The following is a 14,638-nucleotide window of genomic DNA, read 5'->3' as shown; positions in this document are numbered from 1 at the left end:
ACGGGCCCGTCCGGCCCTCAAGCACCATGCGCGCCTTCACGCTCTCCGATTTCGATTTCGACCTGCCACCCGAACTGGTGGCGCAACACCCGGCCTCCGAACGTACCTCCTCCCGCCTGCTCGACGGCACGGGCGACGCACCGGCCGACCGCATCTTCAAGGACCTGCCCTCGCTGCTGCGCGCGGGCGACCTGCTGGTCTTCAACGACACGCGCGTGGTCAAGGCGCGACTCTTCGGCGAGAAGCCGACCGGCGGCAAGCTCGAACTGCTGGTCGAGCGCGTGCTGCAGGGCCAGGAGGTCGTGGCGCACATGAAGGTCAGCAAGAAGCCGCCGGTGGGCACCACGCTGGAGATGGTCGGCGGCTTCCGCGCCACGCTGCTGGGTCGCTGGCCCGAGGAAGACGGCGCGCTGTTCCGCTTCGCCTTCGAGAGCGACACGGGCGAGAACCCCTACATGCTGATGGAGCGCTGCGGCCACGTGCCGCTGCCGCCCTACATCACCCACACCGACTCGGCCGACGACGAGAGCCGCTACCAGACCGTGTTCGCGCGCGTGCCCGGCGCGGTGGCCGCGCCGACTGCTGCATTGCACTTCGACGAAGGCCTGCTGGCCGCACTCGAAGCGCGCGGCGTTCAGCGCGCGAACGTCACGCTGCACGTGGGCGCCGGCACTTTCCAACCTGTGAAGACCGAGAACATCGCCGAGCACACGATGCATGCCGAGCGCTACGAGGTGCCCGAGGCCACGCAGCGCGCGATTGCCGAGTGCAAGGCGCGCGGCGGCCGCGTGGTCGCGGTTGGCACGACCACCGTGCGCACGCTCGAGTCGTGGGCCAGGAGCGGCGAAGCGACGGGCGACACACGCATCTTCATCACGCCGGGCTTTGCCTTCGCGCATGTCGATGTGCTGGTCACCAACTTCCATTTGCCCAAGAGCACGCTGATGATGCTGGTCTCGGCCTTCGCGGGCTATGAGCGCGTGATGGCGCTGTATGCCCACGCCATCGCGAACCACTACCGCTTCTTCAGCTATGGCGACGCCATGCTGCTGGCACGACAAAAAGATTGAAGACGACCACCATGCTGAACTTCGAACTCCTCAAGACCGACCCCGACAGCCACGCGCGCCGCGCCACGCTCACGCTCAACCACGGCAAGGTGCAGACGCCGATCTTCATGCCCGTGGGCACCTACGGCACCGTCAAGGGCGTGATGCCGCGCAGCCTGGAAGAGATGGGCGCGCAGATCATCCTGGGCAACACCTTTCACCTCTGGATGCGCCCGGGCCTCGACGTGATGCAAAGCTTCGGCGGGCTGCACCAGTTCGAGAAATGGAACAAGCCCATCCTCACCGACTCGGGCGGCTTCCAGGTGTGGTCGCTGGGCGCGATGCGCAAGATCAGCGAGGAGGGCGTGAAGTTCGCCTCGCCCGTCAACGGCGACAAGCTGTTCCTCACGCCCGAGGTCTCGATGCAGATCCAGACCACGCTGAACAGCGACATCGTGATGCAGTTCGACGAATGCACGCCCTACGACACCAAGGGCCACATCACGACCGAGGCCGAGGCGCGCACTTCGATGGAACTGAGCCTGCGCTGGGCCAAGCGCTGCCAGGCGGAATTCGCGCGGCTCGAGAACCCGAACGCCCTCTTCGGCATCGTGCAAGGCGGCATGTTCGAGAACCTGCGCGAGGAATCGCTCGCAGCGCTCGTCGACATGGACTTCCCCGGCTACGCCATCGGCGGCGTGAGCGTGGGCGAGCCCAAGGAGGAGATGCTGCACATCATGGGCCACACGCCGCACCGGCTGCCCGCGAACAAGCCGCGCTACCTCATGGGCGTGGGAACGCCCGAAGACCTGGTGCAGGGCGTGGCCGACGGCGTGGACATGTTCGATTGCGTGATGCCCACGCGCAATGCACGCAACGGCACGATGTTCACGCGCTTCGGCGACCTGAAGATGCGCAACGCCCGCCACAAGAGCGACCCGCAGCCGGTGGACCCCAGCTGCACCTGCCACGCGTGCGCGGGCACCTCGGGCGTGTCGTGGAACGATGGCGGACGCGAAGGCTTCAGCCGCGCCTACCTGCACCATCTGGACCGCTGCGGCGAAATGCTCGGGCCGATGCTGTGCACCATCCACAACCTGCACTACTACCTGAACCTGATGACCGAGATCCGTGCGGCGCTCGACGCGGGCACGTTCACGGAGTTCCGCGCGCGGTTCAAGGCCGAGCGCGCGCGCGGCGTCTAGCCGGCGGCCCTGTCCGCGCCCTACTTCGCGGCGCCCGGCGCCTTGATCGCCAAGGCCGTGGTGTACGGCTCGATGCGCAGCAGCTCGTTCTTGAACACCACGATCTGCCGCAGCGGCGCCTGCACCAGCGCGCCACCCTCGCCGTGCTGCGAGGCGTATTGCCACAGCGTGAGTTGCCCCTTTTCGGCCAGCATCGCGGCCAGGCGCTGAACGGGCGGCGTGGCGCCGGCACCCAACTGAGCCGCCTCGATGCCGACCACGACGTCGTCGTGCGGCGAGACCACCTTGAACAGCAGAATGGGCGCCGCGGCCTGGGCACGCACCTGCCGCACCACGAGGAAGGCCGGGAGAAGCGCGAAGCTGACAAGGGCGCGGCGGTTGAACGAGTTCATGGCCGCAAGGCTATCCATGCGAAGCCTTCCTGCCCACATGCCGGAAGCCATACGCCAGGTGGAAGCCCGCGTTTCCCCGATGTCGGCGGCATCCGGTACGCTCGTGCCCTGTCGCCATTGCCGTCGTCCTCATTCTCATGACCACAGCCACTCTTTCCTCTTACACCGCCCGCTATCCGTCACTCGCCGGGCGCACCGTCTTCATTTCGGGCGGTGCCAGCGGCATCGGCGAGGCGCTGGTGCGGGCCTTCCATGCGCAGGGCGCGAAGGTCGGCTTCTGCGACCTCGACACCGCCGCCGGCACGGCGCTCGCAGCCGAACTGCAGGGCGAGACGCCCGCGCTGTTCAGCGTCTGCGACGTGACCGACACGGCCGCGCTGGCCGCCACCATCGCTGGTGTACGCGCCCATTTCGGGCCCATCGGCGTGCTGCTGAACAACGCGGCCAACGACCGGCGCCACGAGATGGCCGACGTGACCAGCGAGGATTTCGACCGCCTCGTGGCCGTCAACATCAAGCACCAGTTCTTCGCCGCCCAGGCCGTGGCCGACGACATGCGCGCGCTGGGCGGAGGCTCGATCGTCAACTTCGGCTCGATCAGCTGGCTCATGAAGGGCCGCGGCTACCCGGTCTACCAGGCCTGCAAGGCGGGCGTGATCGGCCTCACGCGCTCGCTGGCGCGCGACCTGGGCAAGCAGAACATCCGGGTCAACACGATCATGCCGGGCTGGGTAATGACCGAGCGGCAGATCAAGCTGTGGGTCAAGCCCGAATCCGCTGCCGAGATCGATGCGGCCCAGTGCCTGCCGGGCCGGGTGATGGCCGAGGACATCGCGGCGATGGCGCTGTTCCTGGCCGCCGACGATTCGCGCATGTGCACCGCGCAGGACTACGTGGTGGATGCGGGCTGGACCTGAAGCCTTCCTCCTTCAGAAAGCAAAAAACCCGGCATGCCGGGTTTTTTGTTGAGCGTCGTACCGCGGATCAGTCGCGCAGTTCGGCTGGCAGCGTGCCGCCATTGGCTGCGATGCGGGTCATCACCTGCTTGTGCAGGCCGATGTTCCATTCGGCCGAACCGGGCTCGCCGTCGCTGTAGAGAATTTCGCTGGCCAGTTCCTTGCGCGCGGCGAGGCTGCTGTCCAGGCCCAGCAACTTGAGCAGGTCGACGATGGAGGTGCGCCAGTTCAGGGCGGCGGCACCGGGCATCGCGTCCAGGATGGCGGGCACGTCGCCCAGCGGGATCGAGGGCGGCGGTGCCGCAACGGCCGGTGCGCCCGGTGCAGCCGCCGGCGGTGCGGCGACGACTTCAGCGGCGTTGGCCGACGGAAAAATCTTGGAAAAAATCTTGCCGAAAAAGCTCATGGGAGGTCCTCGTCGTGCGTGGTGGAGGCCGGGCGATGCATGAAAGTGAACGCCGGCTGCGTGCGAAATGCAGCGCAGGCCAAGGTTCTAACACTTTGCGGCGACAGCTTCGCCAAAGTTGGCCACGCAGCGTGCGGAATACCCGCTTGCAGTGGAAAGTGCAGCGCCTCCACGCGCGGCTCAGGCTAGCGCTGTGCCGCTACCGGGCCCCGCATGCGCCGAGGTGCCGCAGGCGTGGCAGAACTTCGAGAACGCGCTCTTGCGCGCCTCGCACACGCCGCAGTGGTCGAACAGGCCGATGCCGCAATGCGGGCAGAAATCGATCTCGCCGTTCTTCAGGTCCACCGGCCGCTCGCAGCCGGGGCACACGCCCTTGCCGAGCCGTGCGAGCGCAACGTCGTAGCTCAACTCTTCGCGGCGCACCTGGTCGGGCTGCTGCTCGGCGAGCTTCTGGCGCGCGAGATACGCGTTGAGCGCAACGATGGCGTAGCGCCCCACCAGCACCGTGAGCACGATCCCCACCACGTAGCGCACATAGCCGCCGTAGCTTGGCAGGTACGGCACCAGCTCAACGAAGAACGCGAACAGCGCGAAGAAGATGAAGCCCCAGACGAACGGCCAGTAGGTGCTCTTGCGCTTCTTCGCGAACAGCCAGCCGGCCACGACCAGCAGCGGCAACGTGAGCGCCAGGCGGTAGGCGAACACGCGCAGCTCGATGCGGCGGTACTCGGCATCGAGCTTCACCTGCGCATCGCGCTCCAGTTCCGCGAGCGTCGTGCGGGCGCGCTGCTCGGCCTGGCGCGCGTCGAGCATGATCTTCTGCTGCGCATTGACCTGGCGCTGGACCGCATCTTCCTTCTGCTTGAACGCATCGAGCGCCTTGGTGCGCGCGATGAGCTCGGTGTCCTGGTCGGGCTGCGCGGTCGCGCGGCGAGTGGCGATCCAGTTGCCGAAAGTCTCACGCGCATTGGCGCTGGCCTGCTGCGCGGCATTGAGCTGCAGGCGAATCTGGTCGAGGTCGCGTGAGGCCTGCAACTCCGCGGCTTCCGACGCCTTGATGGTGTCGCGCAGCGGCTCGGCCGCGCGCAGGTCGATGAAGTCGTCGATGCCGCGCACGCGCTCGACCTGCGGCAGGTCGCCGACGACCGTGCTGCCCAGGCCGATCAGGAAGCTCGCGAACACCAGCGCCACGAGCCAGAGGCCGCGGCGAAACCATTTTTCGGACAGGCGCAATGACTTGCTCATTCGATGCTTTCTTCTGGATTTGTAGTTACTGCAGCTTGAACGCCACCGGCGCCGAACCCAGCCCCGCGCGCGGCATCCACGCAAAGACCGAGTCGACCGTCACTGTCTCGATGCGGTCCGAAAACCGCTTTTCGTTCGGATGATCGTCGAAGGCAATGTTTGCCGAGCCCACGCGGCCGCCCAGCCGGGTGAGCGGGCCGAGCTTCAAGGTGGTCGGTTCGTAGCCCTTGAACTGCATCCACGCCTGTGCCTGCGCGCGGTTGTTGATGGTGGCGGGCTCCATGGCCGCAGCCAGCGTCTCGATGGCCCATTGGTTCGACTGCTGGTATTTCTGGCCCCAGGCGTAGCTCACGATGCTGTAGGGCGCCACGTTGAGCCGCACGATGCGCGAGGGCGACTCGTTGAGCGCGGCCAAGAGCTGCGTCTGTACCTGCGGCGTGGGCACGATCCAGGCGGCTTCGTAGCGCCACAGGTCATCGAGGAAGAATTCGCCGAGCCCCTGCCGGTAGACCGCAGCCACCGCGGTGCCGCACTGGTTGAGCTTGTGCACCACGCGCCACGGGCCTTCGTCGGTCTTGTAGGCAATGCCCAGGTGCGAGTAGCGCAGGCCGTACTTGCTCAGGTCCTGCCCGGCGCGCGCCAGCAGCACGACGCGCGCGCCGCTCGTATCGAGCTGCTGCGACGTGCGCTCGGCCAACTGCATGCCTTTGACGATGAGCGCCGGACTCGGCTTGACCTGCTCGCACGAGCGGCCGGCCTGCGCCTGCAGTGCCACGAGCGCGAGCAGGCACACCGCGAGCGCGCGCTTCATGACAGCCTCTCGTTGTGCAACAGCGCACGGCCGATGGCATTCGGCACGAAGGCCAGCACCTCGCCCGCGGCCGACAGCACGATGCCGCTGCCGATCACGCTGACCACGACGGCCGTGCCGACCGAGGCGGCCGCGCCGTTGGCGGCGCGCCCCATCACCTTGACGCTGGCGCGCGCGCCGTCCGATGCGCGTTCCAGCACATAGACGGTGCCGTCGGCCGACGCCTCGACGGCCACCACGGCGAGCGTGGAGCCGCCCACCGACAGTGCCGCGGGCACCGCAACCACCGCCATGGCGGAAGCGCCGACGACGGACGCCGCGCCGATCACCGAGGCGACGGGCAGCAGCGAGAGCGCGGCCGATGCATCGCTCTGGGCCTGCGCGTGAAGCGGAGCCGCGACACCCGCGAACGCGGTGCAGACGGCGAGAGCAAGCGTGGCCATGGACTTTTTCATGACGTTCTTTCGTTGGCTGACGGTGGACGGAATACGGCGGCTCATGCGGCCGAGGCGGAAGCAGCGGCTTCCTGGCGGGCGGCGCGGCGGCCTTGCAGGCGGGCGTCGATCAGGTCGGCTTCATGGCGGTCGCGCAGCGTCTTGGCCAGCGTGAACGCCGAGCTGATGAGGAACAGCCAGCTCACGCCCAGGAAGGCCTTGTAGGCGTCGTTGATGTCCATTCGGACCAGACCCCAGCCGGTCAGGCCTATCGCGGTGAAGAAGCTGCCCCAGACCACGAGGCGCCACATGGGCACGTCGCGGCTGGCGGCGCCTTCGGCCTGCCGGCTGTCGCGGATGAACTTCGCCAGCACGAAGGCGGTGCTCAGGCAGAACACGTAGCCCATCACCATGAACGCCCGGTCCAGCGCCTCGCCCGGCAGCCAGCTCAAGCCGGTGGCGCAGAGGAAGACGGCGACTGCGAAGGAGGCCCAGGCCTGGAACTGCCAGGCCCGCGTGTCGCGCTGGATCGAAACGGTGGTGGATGAGAAGGGTTGCATGAGTGCCTCGCGGCGTTGTGAAGGTGGGCGAATGATGGTTCGCCACCGCACCGCGGGACTCGAATGCTTGGCCCAGTTGCGGTTTGGGCCGCTACTGGTATCTCGCAGGGATACTTTTCAGGCCACCAGCAGCCCGCTCACGCGCTGCTGCAGCGCCTCGGGCCGCACCTCCAGCGGCGGCACGGCCTGCCCGACGTTCAGGCCCACGCGGCTGTAGAAGCCGCGACGGAAAGGCTTGGCCATCGCGACCTGCTGGCCGCCGCGCAGCTCGATGCGGCTGAAGTACGAGCCCCAGAGGTTGGTCAGCGCCATCGGGATCACCGGCGGCTCGATGCCTTCGGCGCGCGCGCTCTCGACGATCTTCATCACGCCGCCCTTGAAGGGCTGCAGCGTGCCGTCGCGCGTGATCGCGCCCTCGGGGAAGATCGCGAGCAGGTCGCCTTCCCGCAGCACGGCCAGCGCCTTGGCAAAGGCCGCTTCGTAGGCCGCCGGGTCTTCCCTCTGCGGCGCGATCGGAATGGCCTTGGCCAGCTTGAACAGCCAGCCGAGCACCGGCACCTTGAAGATGCGGTGGTCCATGATGAAGCGGATGGGCCGCGGGCTCGCCGCCATCAGCAGCACCGCGTCGATGAAGCTCACGTGGTTGCACACCAGCACGGCGGCACCCTCGGTGGGAATGTGCTCGTCGCCCTTGATGTCGAAGCGGTAGACGAAGCGCGACAGCACCCAGGCCACGAAGCGCAGCAGGTACTCGGGCACCAGCATGAAGATGTAGAACGCCACCACCGCATTGGCGATGCCGGTGAACAGGAAGATCTGCGGAATCGTGAAGCCCGCGCCCAGCAGCGCGCCCGCGATGACCGAGCTGCCGATCATGAACAGCGCATTGAGGATGTTGTTCGCCGCGATGATCCGCGCCCGGTGCGTGGGCTGGCTGCGCAGCTGGATGAGCGCGTACATCGGCACGCTGTAGAGGCCCGCGAAGAGCGAGAGCAGCCCCAGGTCGGCCATCACGCGCCAGTGCGCGGGCTGGTGCACGAAGGTGCCAAGGCCCATTTCGCCCACCTTGGGCAGCGCGCGCGAGGCGAAGTACAGGTCGATCGCGAACACGCTCATGCCGATCGCGCCCAGCGGCACGAGGCCGATCTCCACCTGCCGGCGGCTCAGCGTCTCGCACAGCAGCGAGCCGACGCCGATGCCGATGGAGAACACCACCAGCAGCAGCGAGGCCACCTGCTCGTCGCCGTGCAGCACTTCCTTGGCGAAGCTCGGAAACTGGCTCAGGAACACCGCGCCGAAGAACCACATCCACGAAATGCCCAGCAGCGAGCGGAACACCACCACGTTGCCGTGCGCGAGCTTCAGGTTGCGCCAGGTTTCGCTGAAGGGATTCCAGTTGATGACCAGCCCCGGGTCGGTGGCCGGCGCCTGCGGAATGGCCTGCGCCACGCCCCGGCCGATCAGCGCGAGCAGCACGCAGGCCACGGCCACGCTCGTGTGGCCGATCTGCGGCACCGCCACCAGTAGGCCGCCCGCCACCTGGCCCAGCAGGATCGCGACGAAGGTGCCCATCTCGACCATGCCGTTGCCGCCGGTGAGCTCTCGCGAATCGAGCACCTGCGGCAGGTAGGCGAACTTGACCGGCCCGAACAGCGTGGAGTGCAGCCCCATGAGAAACACGCAGCCCAGCAGCACCACCGCATTGGCGGTGACGAAGCCCCAGGCCGCGATCAGCATGATCGCGATTTCCAGGTTCTTGACGAAGCGGATCATCTTCGTCTTGTCGAACTTGTCGGTGAGCTGGCCAGCCGTGGCCGAGAACAGCAAGAAGGGCAGGATGAACAGCGCCCCGATCGCCAGGCCCGCCATGGCCGGCGGCATCCAGCTCAACTGGAGCTGGTAGGTCACCATGACGGTGAAGGCGAACTTGAAGAGGTTGTCGTTCGCCGCGCCCGCGAACTGCGTCCAGAAGAAAGGCGCGAAGCGCCGCTGCTTGAGCAAGGCGAACTGGTTGGCGTGAGCGTTCGCTTCGTGAGGCGCCACGGGGGCGGCAGCAGCGGCGGGGGTTGTCATTCGAAGAATTCTCCTCAGGCCGTGATAGCGGCTGCGTCGGGATTGTGCCGCAGCAGCCGTGCTTCCCAGCCCTTCTCCAGCGTGCGCAGCGCCAGCAACACCGGCAGGCCCGCCAGCGCCGCCGTCAGGTGCTTGAGCGTGTGGCCCGAGACCAGGTGCTGCGTCGCCTCGTAGATCTGCCGGTCGCCCAGCTCGAAGGCCTTGGCCAGTGCGTAGAAAAAGATCACCCAGCCCAGCTTGAGCCCCACCGCGCCGCGCATCGGCGCGGCCAGCGCCAGGGTGAGCACCAGCGCCATGCCGCCGAACTGCACCAGCGCCCACGGCATGACGTTGCCGCTTTCCTGCGACACCTCGGCCGCCAGCAGGCCGGCCGTGAGGACGAACCACGCTGCCGGCCAGCCGGCGCGCTGGCTCACCCGTTCGCACACCGCGATGCCGATCAGCCCCGCGAAGGCCACCGCCATGCCGGCGCGGTCCGCCGCGAGCCGGGGGACGTCGGGCATCAGGTGATAGAAGGCCGAGCCGGCGGCAGTGGCGATCAGGCCGGCGAAGAAGAGCCAGGCGCAGTCCAGCGTGTTGTCCGGCGGATCGATGGCGGGCGGGGCAAGCGGGAACTCGGCCAGCGCCTCCTGGTGCGAACGGTCGATGCGATTGAGCCGGTACAGCCCGAGGACGCCGATCACCACGAACGGCAGGTTGCTCAGCACGTCCATCGCGTTCGGCAGGCCATGCCAGGCCCGGTCGTCGGCGAAGACCGAGGCGAACGCCACGTCGGCGGCCGGCAGTGCCGGGCCGAAGAAGGCGATCAGCGTGAGCAACGCGAAGGTGAAGAGCAATGCGCGTTCACGGCGGCTGAAAGTGGGCAGGAGCATGGCGGACCTCGGTGGGTGGGTAACGAGCCGCGGAATTTAGTTGCCAGTCGCTCTGCAGGCATCGAGAATCGATACGAGGCACTATTTCACACCCAACGGTATCTCTTTCTAATACCCATCCAGCGCCCAGCACCCTTCATGAGCACCACCGTCGACCTCGTACTCGCCCTCAAGAACGAACTCAAAAGCGCCCGCATGACCTACGCCGACCTGGCCCGGTCGCTCGACATGGCCGAATCCAGCGTCAAGCGGATGCTGGCCAAGAGCGACATGCCGCTGTCGCGCGTGGACGCCATCTGCCGGGCCCTGAAGATCGATTTCGCAGAACTCGCGCGCCGCGTGGCCGACGCCCAGCCGCTGCTCAAGGAGCTGACGCAGGAGCAGGAAAAGGCAGTGGTCAAGGACAAGAAGCTGCTGCTGGTGGCCATCAGCGTGCTGAGCCAGTGGACGTTGGAGCAGATCGTGACGGCCTACCGGATCAGCGAGGCCGAGTGCATCGGCTGCCTCGCGCAGCTGGACCGCATCGGCATCATCGAGCTGCGTCCGCTCAACCGGTATCGCCTGAAGCTCGCCAAGACCTTCCGCTGGCGGCCGCACGGCCCGGTGATGGAGTTCTTCCGCGAGAACGTGGTGCTGGACTACTACCGCGGCGGCTTCGACGGCCCGGCCGAGGGCCTGCTACTGGTGCACGGCTCGATCAGCCGTTCGCTGGCGCCGGCCTTCCTAGAGCGCCTGCAGCGCGTGGCGCAAGACTTCGCGCAGCAGCACCAGACCGACCAGAAGCTGTCGGCCAAGGACCGCGAGGGCTACACGCTGCTGCTGGGGATGCGCAACTGGGAGTTCGAGCTCTTCACCCGGCTCCGGAGAGCCTGACGGCTCAGGAGGCCTTCGCGGCTTCGAGCGTGTCGCGCATCGTGCGCGCGGCGTTCTTGGCCGCATCGGCGAAGTCTTCGCCCGACGAGGCGTAAATGATCGCCCGCGACGAGTTCACGACGATCGGCGCATCGGCACGCCAGCCGGCACGCACGGTGGCGACCGCATCGCCGCCCTGGGCGCCGACGCCCGGAATCAGCAGCGGCACCGTCGGCGCGAGTTCGCGCACCCGTTCGATTTCCGCCGGATAGGTCGCGCCCACCACCAGGCCGAGCTGGCCGTTCAGGTTCCACGGCCCCTGCGCCAGCTTGGCAACGTGCTCGTAGAGGAAGGGCTGGCCTTCGATGTCCGCCAGCCGCTGGCCCTGCAGGTCGGCACCGCCGGGGTTGCTGGTGCGGCACAGCAGGAAGGCTCCCTTGCCTTCGTGCTTGAGGTACGGCGCCACCGAGTCGAAGCCCATGAAAGGCGAGAGCGTCACCGCATCGGCGCCGTAGCGATCGAACGCCTCGATGGCGTACTGCTCGGCGGTCGAGCCGATGTCGCCGCGCTTGGCGTCCAGGATCACGGGCACATGGGGCGCGTTGCGGCGCATGTGCTCCATGAGCTTTTCGAGCTGGGCTTCGGCACGGTGCGCGGCGAAGTAGGCGATCTGCGGCTTGAAGGCGATGACCAGGTCGGCCGTCGCGTCGACGATGCGCGCGCAGAAGTCGTAGATGCTGGCGGCGTCGTCCTTGTATCCCCCGGGGAACCTGGCCGGCTCGGGATCGAGCCCCACGCAGAGCAACGAACCGTTTTTTTGCTGTGCGGCGGCCAGCTTGTCGAGAAAAGTCATGGGGGCTGATTTTAAGGACCCCATGTGGCTGCCCTAGTTCGAAGGCGCTTGCCGTTCCGCGGCGAGGCACAGGTCGGCCCAGGCGCGGGCCTTGTCGGCCGGATTCCGCAACAGGTACGCCGGGTGGTAGGTCGCCACCACCGGCACGCCATTGACCGATGCCAGCGGCACCGCGCGGCCGCGCAGCTTGCCGAGCGGGTCGCCGCTCTGCATCAGGCTTTGCGCGGCCAGCGGGCCCATCGCCAGCACGACGCTGGGTGCCAGCGCGGCGGCGTGTTCGTCGAAGGATTCCGCCATCGGGCGCGGGCTGCCGGGCTGGCCGGCGGCCACGCCACGGTGCGTGCGCATGAGGTGAACGGGCGTCTTGCCGTCGTGCAGCTTCAGGGCGCGCAGCATGTTGTCGAGCAGGCGGCCCGCGTCGCCCGAAAAAGGCTCGCCGTGGCGGCCGTCGGCCTCGGGAGGCATGTCGGCCACGACGAGCCAGCCGCCTTGGGCAGAGGCGGGGGCTTCGGCGGCATCCGCATAGAGGCGGCAGGGCGCTTCGACGAGTACCGCGGCACCCTGCGTTGCCGTCACGGCGGGGCGCGGAACGGGCGCGGGGGCCGCCACAGGCCTTGCGACGGGCGCAGGCGTCGGTGCGGCGACCGGCACTTCCGCCACGTACCGCTCGGCGACCGGTTCCGGCGCTGCTGCAACCGCCTCTTCGACAACGGGCGCAGCCTCGACCGCCTCGGGCATCGGCCACCAGACCTTGACCCCCATCTCGTCGAGCATCGCGCGCTGGCGCGCATCGAGCTTCAGTGTCTGCACGGCGGTCATTACTTCAGGGCTCCCCAGGCGGAGCCTGTTTCGTTCAATCGCAAACTCATGACCACCGCGTCTTCGCGCTTGCCTTCGAACGCCGGGTAGTAGCCCTTGCGCACGCCGACGCTGCGAAAACCCTGACGTGCATAGATCTCCAGCGCGCGCCGATTGCTCTCGCGAACTTCCAGCCAGAGCCACTGCGCGCCCTCGGCACGCGACCAGCCGGTGAGCGCCCCCAGCATCAGCGGCGCCCAGCCCTGGCGCTGGAAAGCCGGCGCCACGGTGATGTTGAGCAGGTGCACCTCGTCGACGCCCTTCATGGCGACGAAGTAGCCGATGAGCGTCTCGCCCAGGCTGGTGACCGGCGAGCTCACCCCCTGTGCCAGCCCGGGGGCCAGCAGGCACTGGCAGTGGTAGCCGACGGCCACAGAGTCAGTGAAGTTCGCCTGCGTCCACGGGTGGGTGTAGGCCGCCTGCTCGACCGCGCAGACGGCTTCGATCCGCTCGACGGTGAGCGGCTCGAGGCGGGCTTCGACGGGCTGGAGGACAGCGCTCATGCGGTGGTGGGTGGTGTAACCGCTGCGGCAGCGGCCGCCTTGATGGCGGCGCGCTCCTCGGTGGTTTGCGCCACTTTATCGCGAACATAGAGCGGCCAGGCCTGCGCCGCGGGAACGATTCGCCCGGCCGCGAGCAACGCGGGGGCCAGCCGCAGCATCGCGGTAGCGGTGGGCAGCACCTCGTGGCGGGCCGTGGCCGGCGCCAGGCGCGGGCCATAGGCGGTGAAGGCGTTGCCGGCGAGCGACCAGCCGGCGGGCACGGCTAGCGCCTCGGGCGACAGCAGCAGCGGCTCGTCGTCGCCGCCGAGCGGGCCAGCCGCGTCGAAGTCGTAGCTGGCGGCGTAGAGCTGGTCCATGCGCGCATCGAGCACGGCGACCACCTGCCGGGCGCCGAAGGCGTGGCGCGCTTCCTCGGCGACGGCCAGCAACGTATCGACCGGCAGCAGCGGCACGTTGGCGCCGAAGGCCAGGCCCTGCGCCACCGAGCAGGCCGTGCGCAACCCGGTGAAAGAACCCGGCCCGCGGCCGAAGACGATGGCGTCCAGATCGGCCAGCGCCAGGCCGGCGTCGGCCAGCAGTTGCTGGATCAGCGGCAGCAGCGTGGTGGACGCCTGCGCGCCGCCCGCGCCGCTGTGCGCGAGCAGCTGCTCGCCGTTTTGCACCGCGACCGACAGGTGTTCGGTGCTGGTGTCGAAGGCGAGGAGGCGGGGCGCGATGGGCATCCCCCGATTATCGAGGGCGCTCGGGCGCCTCGCCCGCCCGGGGCGAATCAGCCGGCGCCCGGGTCGTCGCTGCGCAGGATGGCGAGCCCGGCCTGGCGCAGCGGCGCCAGCGCCTTCGCGGGCGCATCGGGCGATACCAGCAGGCTCGTCGCCGCGCTGACGGGGTTGATCACCCAGGCTGACGCCACGCCGAGCTTCTCGGACGAAGCCAGCACCACCGTCTCGGCCGCGGCGGCCATCAGCGCGCGCTTGATCTCGGCCTCTTCGATGTCGCCGGTGGTGAGCCCCGCCTCGGCATGCACGCCCGCGACGCCCATGAAGTAGGTGTCGGCGTGAATGCGCGCGATGGCCCCCATGGCGGCGGCCCCCACCGCCACCAGCGAATGCTTGAAGAGGCGTCCGCCGATCAGCACCACCTCCAGCTGCGCGTGTGAAACCAGTTCGATCGCCACCGAGGGGCTGTGCGTCACCACCGTCGCCTGCAGGTTCTTCGCCAGGTGGCGCGCGAGTTGCACGGCGGTGGTGCCACCGTCGATGAACACCACCTGCCCGGGTTTCACCAGGCGCGCAGCGGCGCGGCCGATGGCCACCTTCTCGTCGGGCGCGAGCTGCTGGCGGCTGGCGAAATCGGTGTCGGCCGGGGCAATGGGCAATGCGCCACCGTGCACGCGCTGCAGGAGCCCTTCGGCCGCCAGCTCGCGCAAGTCGCGGCGGATGGTGTCTTCGGAGAGCGCGAGTTCTTCGCTGAGCGACTTGGCGACGACGTTGCCGTCGCGCTGCAGGACCGAGAGGATGTGTTGCTTGCGCTGGCGGGTGAGCATCGGCCGATGGTAGCGGGCCTGCACGC

General features: G+C 68.3%; 17 protein-coding genes. 4 read left to right on the top strand and 13 right to left on the bottom strand.

Going from position 1 to position 14,638, the window contains the following annotated elements; genetic code table 11:
* Nucleotides 1-26 precede the first annotated feature (26 nt).
* Both queA and tgt read left to right on the top strand, forming a co-directional pair.
* Nucleotides 27-1,070, top strand: coding sequence for a tRNA preQ1(34) S-adenosylmethionine ribosyltransferase-isomerase QueA (gene queA, locus M2282_RS12590; RefSeq protein WP_280809118.1), 1,044 nt, complete (start codon nt 27-29; stop codon nt 1,068-1,070).
* An 11-nt stretch (nt 1,071-1,081) separates the two neighbouring features.
* Nucleotides 1,082-2,254, top strand: a complete 1,173-nt coding sequence (gene tgt, locus M2282_RS12585) for a tRNA guanosine(34) transglycosylase Tgt (RefSeq protein WP_280809189.1) — start codon at nt 1,082-1,084, stop codon at nt 2,252-2,254.
* Between the two features lie 20 nt (nt 2,255-2,274).
* On the opposite strand, the gene M2282_RS12580 is transcribed toward tgt, so the two are convergent.
* Nucleotides 2,275-2,664 (bottom strand): hypothetical protein, encoded by a 390-nt coding sequence (locus tag M2282_RS12580; RefSeq protein WP_280809117.1) that lies wholly within the window; start codon nt 2,662-2,664, stop codon nt 2,275-2,277.
* 119 nt (nt 2,665-2,783) lie between these two features.
* Between M2282_RS12580 and M2282_RS12575 the strand changes: the two genes are divergently transcribed.
* Nucleotides 2,784-3,563 carry an SDR family NAD(P)-dependent oxidoreductase gene (locus M2282_RS12575; RefSeq protein WP_280809116.1) on the top strand — a complete coding sequence of 260 codons (780 nt, stop codon included), beginning with the start codon at nt 2,784-2,786 and terminating at the stop codon, nt 3,561-3,563.
* A 67-nt stretch (nt 3,564-3,630) separates the two neighbouring features.
* Here the strand turns inward: M2282_RS12575 and M2282_RS12570 are convergent, their stop codons facing one another.
* The 7 genes from M2282_RS12570 to M2282_RS12540 all read right to left on the bottom strand — a co-directional run bounded on the left by M2282_RS12570 (nt 3,631) and on the right by M2282_RS12540 (nt 10,003).
* Nucleotides 3,631-4,008 carry a DUF3597 domain-containing protein gene (locus tag M2282_RS12570; protein ID WP_280809115.1) on the bottom strand — a complete coding sequence of 126 codons (378 nt, stop codon included), beginning with the start codon at nt 4,006-4,008 and terminating at the stop codon, nt 3,631-3,633.
* Between the two features lie 180 nt (nt 4,009-4,188).
* Complete coding sequence (locus M2282_RS12565; protein ID WP_280809114.1) at nt 4,189-5,253, bottom strand: zinc ribbon domain-containing protein; 1,065 nt, start codon at nt 5,251-5,253, stop codon at nt 4,189-4,191.
* Nucleotides 5,254-5,278: 25 nt separating this feature from the next.
* On the bottom strand, nt 5,279-6,064 hold the full coding sequence (locus tag M2282_RS12560; protein ID WP_280809113.1) for a DUF2145 domain-containing protein: 786 nt from the start codon (nt 6,062-6,064) through the stop codon (nt 5,279-5,281).
* Entirely contained in the window at nt 6,061-6,519 is a 459-nt protein-coding gene (locus M2282_RS12555) for a hypothetical protein (protein WP_280809112.1), read from the bottom strand. Before M2282_RS12555 ends, M2282_RS12560 begins: the two co-directional genes overlap by 4 nt.
* A 41-nt stretch (nt 6,520-6,560) precedes the next feature.
* Nucleotides 6,561-7,058, bottom strand: a complete 498-nt coding sequence (locus tag M2282_RS12550; RefSeq protein WP_280809111.1) for a YiaA/YiaB family inner membrane protein — start codon at nt 7,056-7,058, stop codon at nt 6,561-6,563.
* A gap of 117 nt (nt 7,059-7,175) precedes the next feature.
* Entirely contained in the window at nt 7,176-9,131 is a 1,956-nt protein-coding gene (locus M2282_RS12545) for an MFS transporter (RefSeq protein WP_280809110.1), read from the bottom strand.
* 14 nt (nt 9,132-9,145) lie between these two features.
* Entirely contained in the window at nt 9,146-10,003 is an 858-nt protein-coding gene (locus tag M2282_RS12540; protein WP_280809109.1) for a hypothetical protein, read from the bottom strand.
* A 138-nt stretch (nt 10,004-10,141) separates the two neighbouring features.
* On the opposite strand from M2282_RS12540, the gene M2282_RS12535 reads away from it, so the two are divergent.
* Nucleotides 10,142-10,876: a helix-turn-helix domain-containing protein gene (locus M2282_RS12535; RefSeq protein ID WP_280809108.1), complete on the top strand. Its 735-nt coding sequence runs from the start codon at nt 10,142-10,144 to the stop codon at nt 10,874-10,876.
* 4 nt (nt 10,877-10,880) lie between these two features.
* Here the strand turns inward: M2282_RS12535 and pyrF are convergent, their stop codons facing one another.
* Genes pyrF through M2282_RS12510 form a run of 5 tightly spaced genes read right to left on the bottom strand, consistent with a single transcriptional unit; the run spans nt 10,881 to nt 14,612 of the window.
* Nucleotides 10,881-11,708: an orotidine-5'-phosphate decarboxylase gene (pyrF, locus tag M2282_RS12530; RefSeq protein ID WP_280809107.1), complete on the bottom strand. Its 828-nt coding sequence runs from the start codon at nt 11,706-11,708 to the stop codon at nt 10,881-10,883.
* A 33-nt stretch (nt 11,709-11,741) separates the two neighbouring features.
* Entirely contained in the window at nt 11,742-12,527 is a 786-nt protein-coding gene (locus M2282_RS12525; RefSeq protein WP_280809106.1) for a uracil-DNA glycosylase, read from the bottom strand.
* Complete coding sequence (gene rimI / locus M2282_RS12520; RefSeq protein WP_280809105.1) at nt 12,527-13,069, bottom strand: ribosomal protein S18-alanine N-acetyltransferase; 543 nt, start codon at nt 13,067-13,069, stop codon at nt 12,527-12,529. The genes M2282_RS12525 and rimI overlap by 1 nt, the downstream gene beginning before the upstream one ends.
* Entirely contained in the window at nt 13,066-13,791 is a 726-nt protein-coding gene (tsaB, locus tag M2282_RS12515; RefSeq protein ID WP_280809104.1) for a tRNA (adenosine(37)-N6)-threonylcarbamoyltransferase complex dimerization subunit type 1 TsaB, read from the bottom strand. Before tsaB ends, rimI begins: the two co-directional genes overlap by 4 nt.
* Before the next feature lie 47 nt (nt 13,792-13,838).
* On the bottom strand, nt 13,839-14,612 hold the full coding sequence (locus M2282_RS12510) for a DeoR/GlpR family DNA-binding transcription regulator (RefSeq protein WP_280809103.1): 774 nt from the start codon (nt 14,610-14,612) through the stop codon (nt 13,839-13,841).
* Nucleotides 14,613-14,638 lie beyond the last annotated feature (26 nt).

Source organism: Variovorax boronicumulans (assembly GCF_029892485.1).
In the GTDB taxonomy this organism is placed as follows: Bacteria; Pseudomonadota; Gammaproteobacteria; order Burkholderiales; family Burkholderiaceae_C; genus Variovorax; species Variovorax boronicumulans_B.
The sequence above is the reverse complement of the archived record's forward strand: the minus strand, read 5'-3'. Positions and strand labels throughout refer to the sequence as shown.

Bases quoted from the DNA above. Each gene is read 5' to 3' on its own strand.
- queA (WP_280809118.1), top strand. From the start codon at position 27: ATGCGCGCCTTCACGCTCTCCGATTTCGATTTCGACCTGCCACCCGAA.
- tgt (WP_280809189.1), top strand. From the start codon at position 1,082: ATGCTGAACTTCGAACTCCTCAAGACCGACCCCGACAGCCACGCGCGC.
- M2282_RS12580 (WP_280809117.1), bottom strand. From the start codon at position 2,664: ATGGATAGCCTTGCGGCCATGAACTCGTTCAACCGCCGCGCCCTTGTC.
- M2282_RS12575 (WP_280809116.1), top strand. From the start codon at position 2,784: ATGACCACAGCCACTCTTTCCTCTTACACCGCCCGCTATCCGTCACTC.
- M2282_RS12570 (WP_280809115.1), bottom strand. From the start codon at position 4,008: ATGAGCTTTTTCGGCAAGATTTTTTCCAAGATTTTTCCGTCGGCCAAC.
- M2282_RS12565 (WP_280809114.1), bottom strand. From the start codon at position 5,253: ATGAGCAAGTCATTGCGCCTGTCCGAAAAATGGTTTCGCCGCGGCCTC.
- M2282_RS12560 (WP_280809113.1), bottom strand. From the start codon at position 6,064: ATGAAGCGCGCGCTCGCGGTGTGCCTGCTCGCGCTCGTGGCACTGCAG.
- M2282_RS12555 (WP_280809112.1), bottom strand. From the start codon at position 6,519: ATGAAAAAGTCCATGGCCACGCTTGCTCTCGCCGTCTGCACCGCGTTC.
- M2282_RS12550 (WP_280809111.1), bottom strand. From the start codon at position 7,058: ATGCAACCCTTCTCATCCACCACCGTTTCGATCCAGCGCGACACGCGG.
- M2282_RS12545 (WP_280809110.1), bottom strand. From the start codon at position 9,131: ATGACAACCCCCGCCGCTGCTGCCGCCCCCGTGGCGCCTCACGAAGCG.
- M2282_RS12540 (WP_280809109.1), bottom strand. From the start codon at position 10,003: ATGCTCCTGCCCACTTTCAGCCGCCGTGAACGCGCATTGCTCTTCACC.
- M2282_RS12535 (WP_280809108.1), top strand. From the start codon at position 10,142: ATGAGCACCACCGTCGACCTCGTACTCGCCCTCAAGAACGAACTCAAA.
- pyrF (WP_280809107.1), bottom strand. From the start codon at position 11,708: ATGACTTTTCTCGACAAGCTGGCCGCCGCACAGCAAAAAAACGGTTCG.
- M2282_RS12525 (WP_280809106.1), bottom strand. From the start codon at position 12,527: ATGACCGCCGTGCAGACACTGAAGCTCGATGCGCGCCAGCGCGCGATG.
- rimI (WP_280809105.1), bottom strand. From the start codon at position 13,069: ATGAGCGCTGTCCTCCAGCCCGTCGAAGCCCGCCTCGAGCCGCTCACC.
- tsaB (WP_280809104.1), bottom strand. From the start codon at position 13,791: ATGCCCATCGCGCCCCGCCTCCTCGCCTTCGACACCAGCACCGAACAC.
- M2282_RS12510 (WP_280809103.1), bottom strand. From the start codon at position 14,612: ATGCTCACCCGCCAGCGCAAGCAACACATCCTCTCGGTCCTGCAGCGC.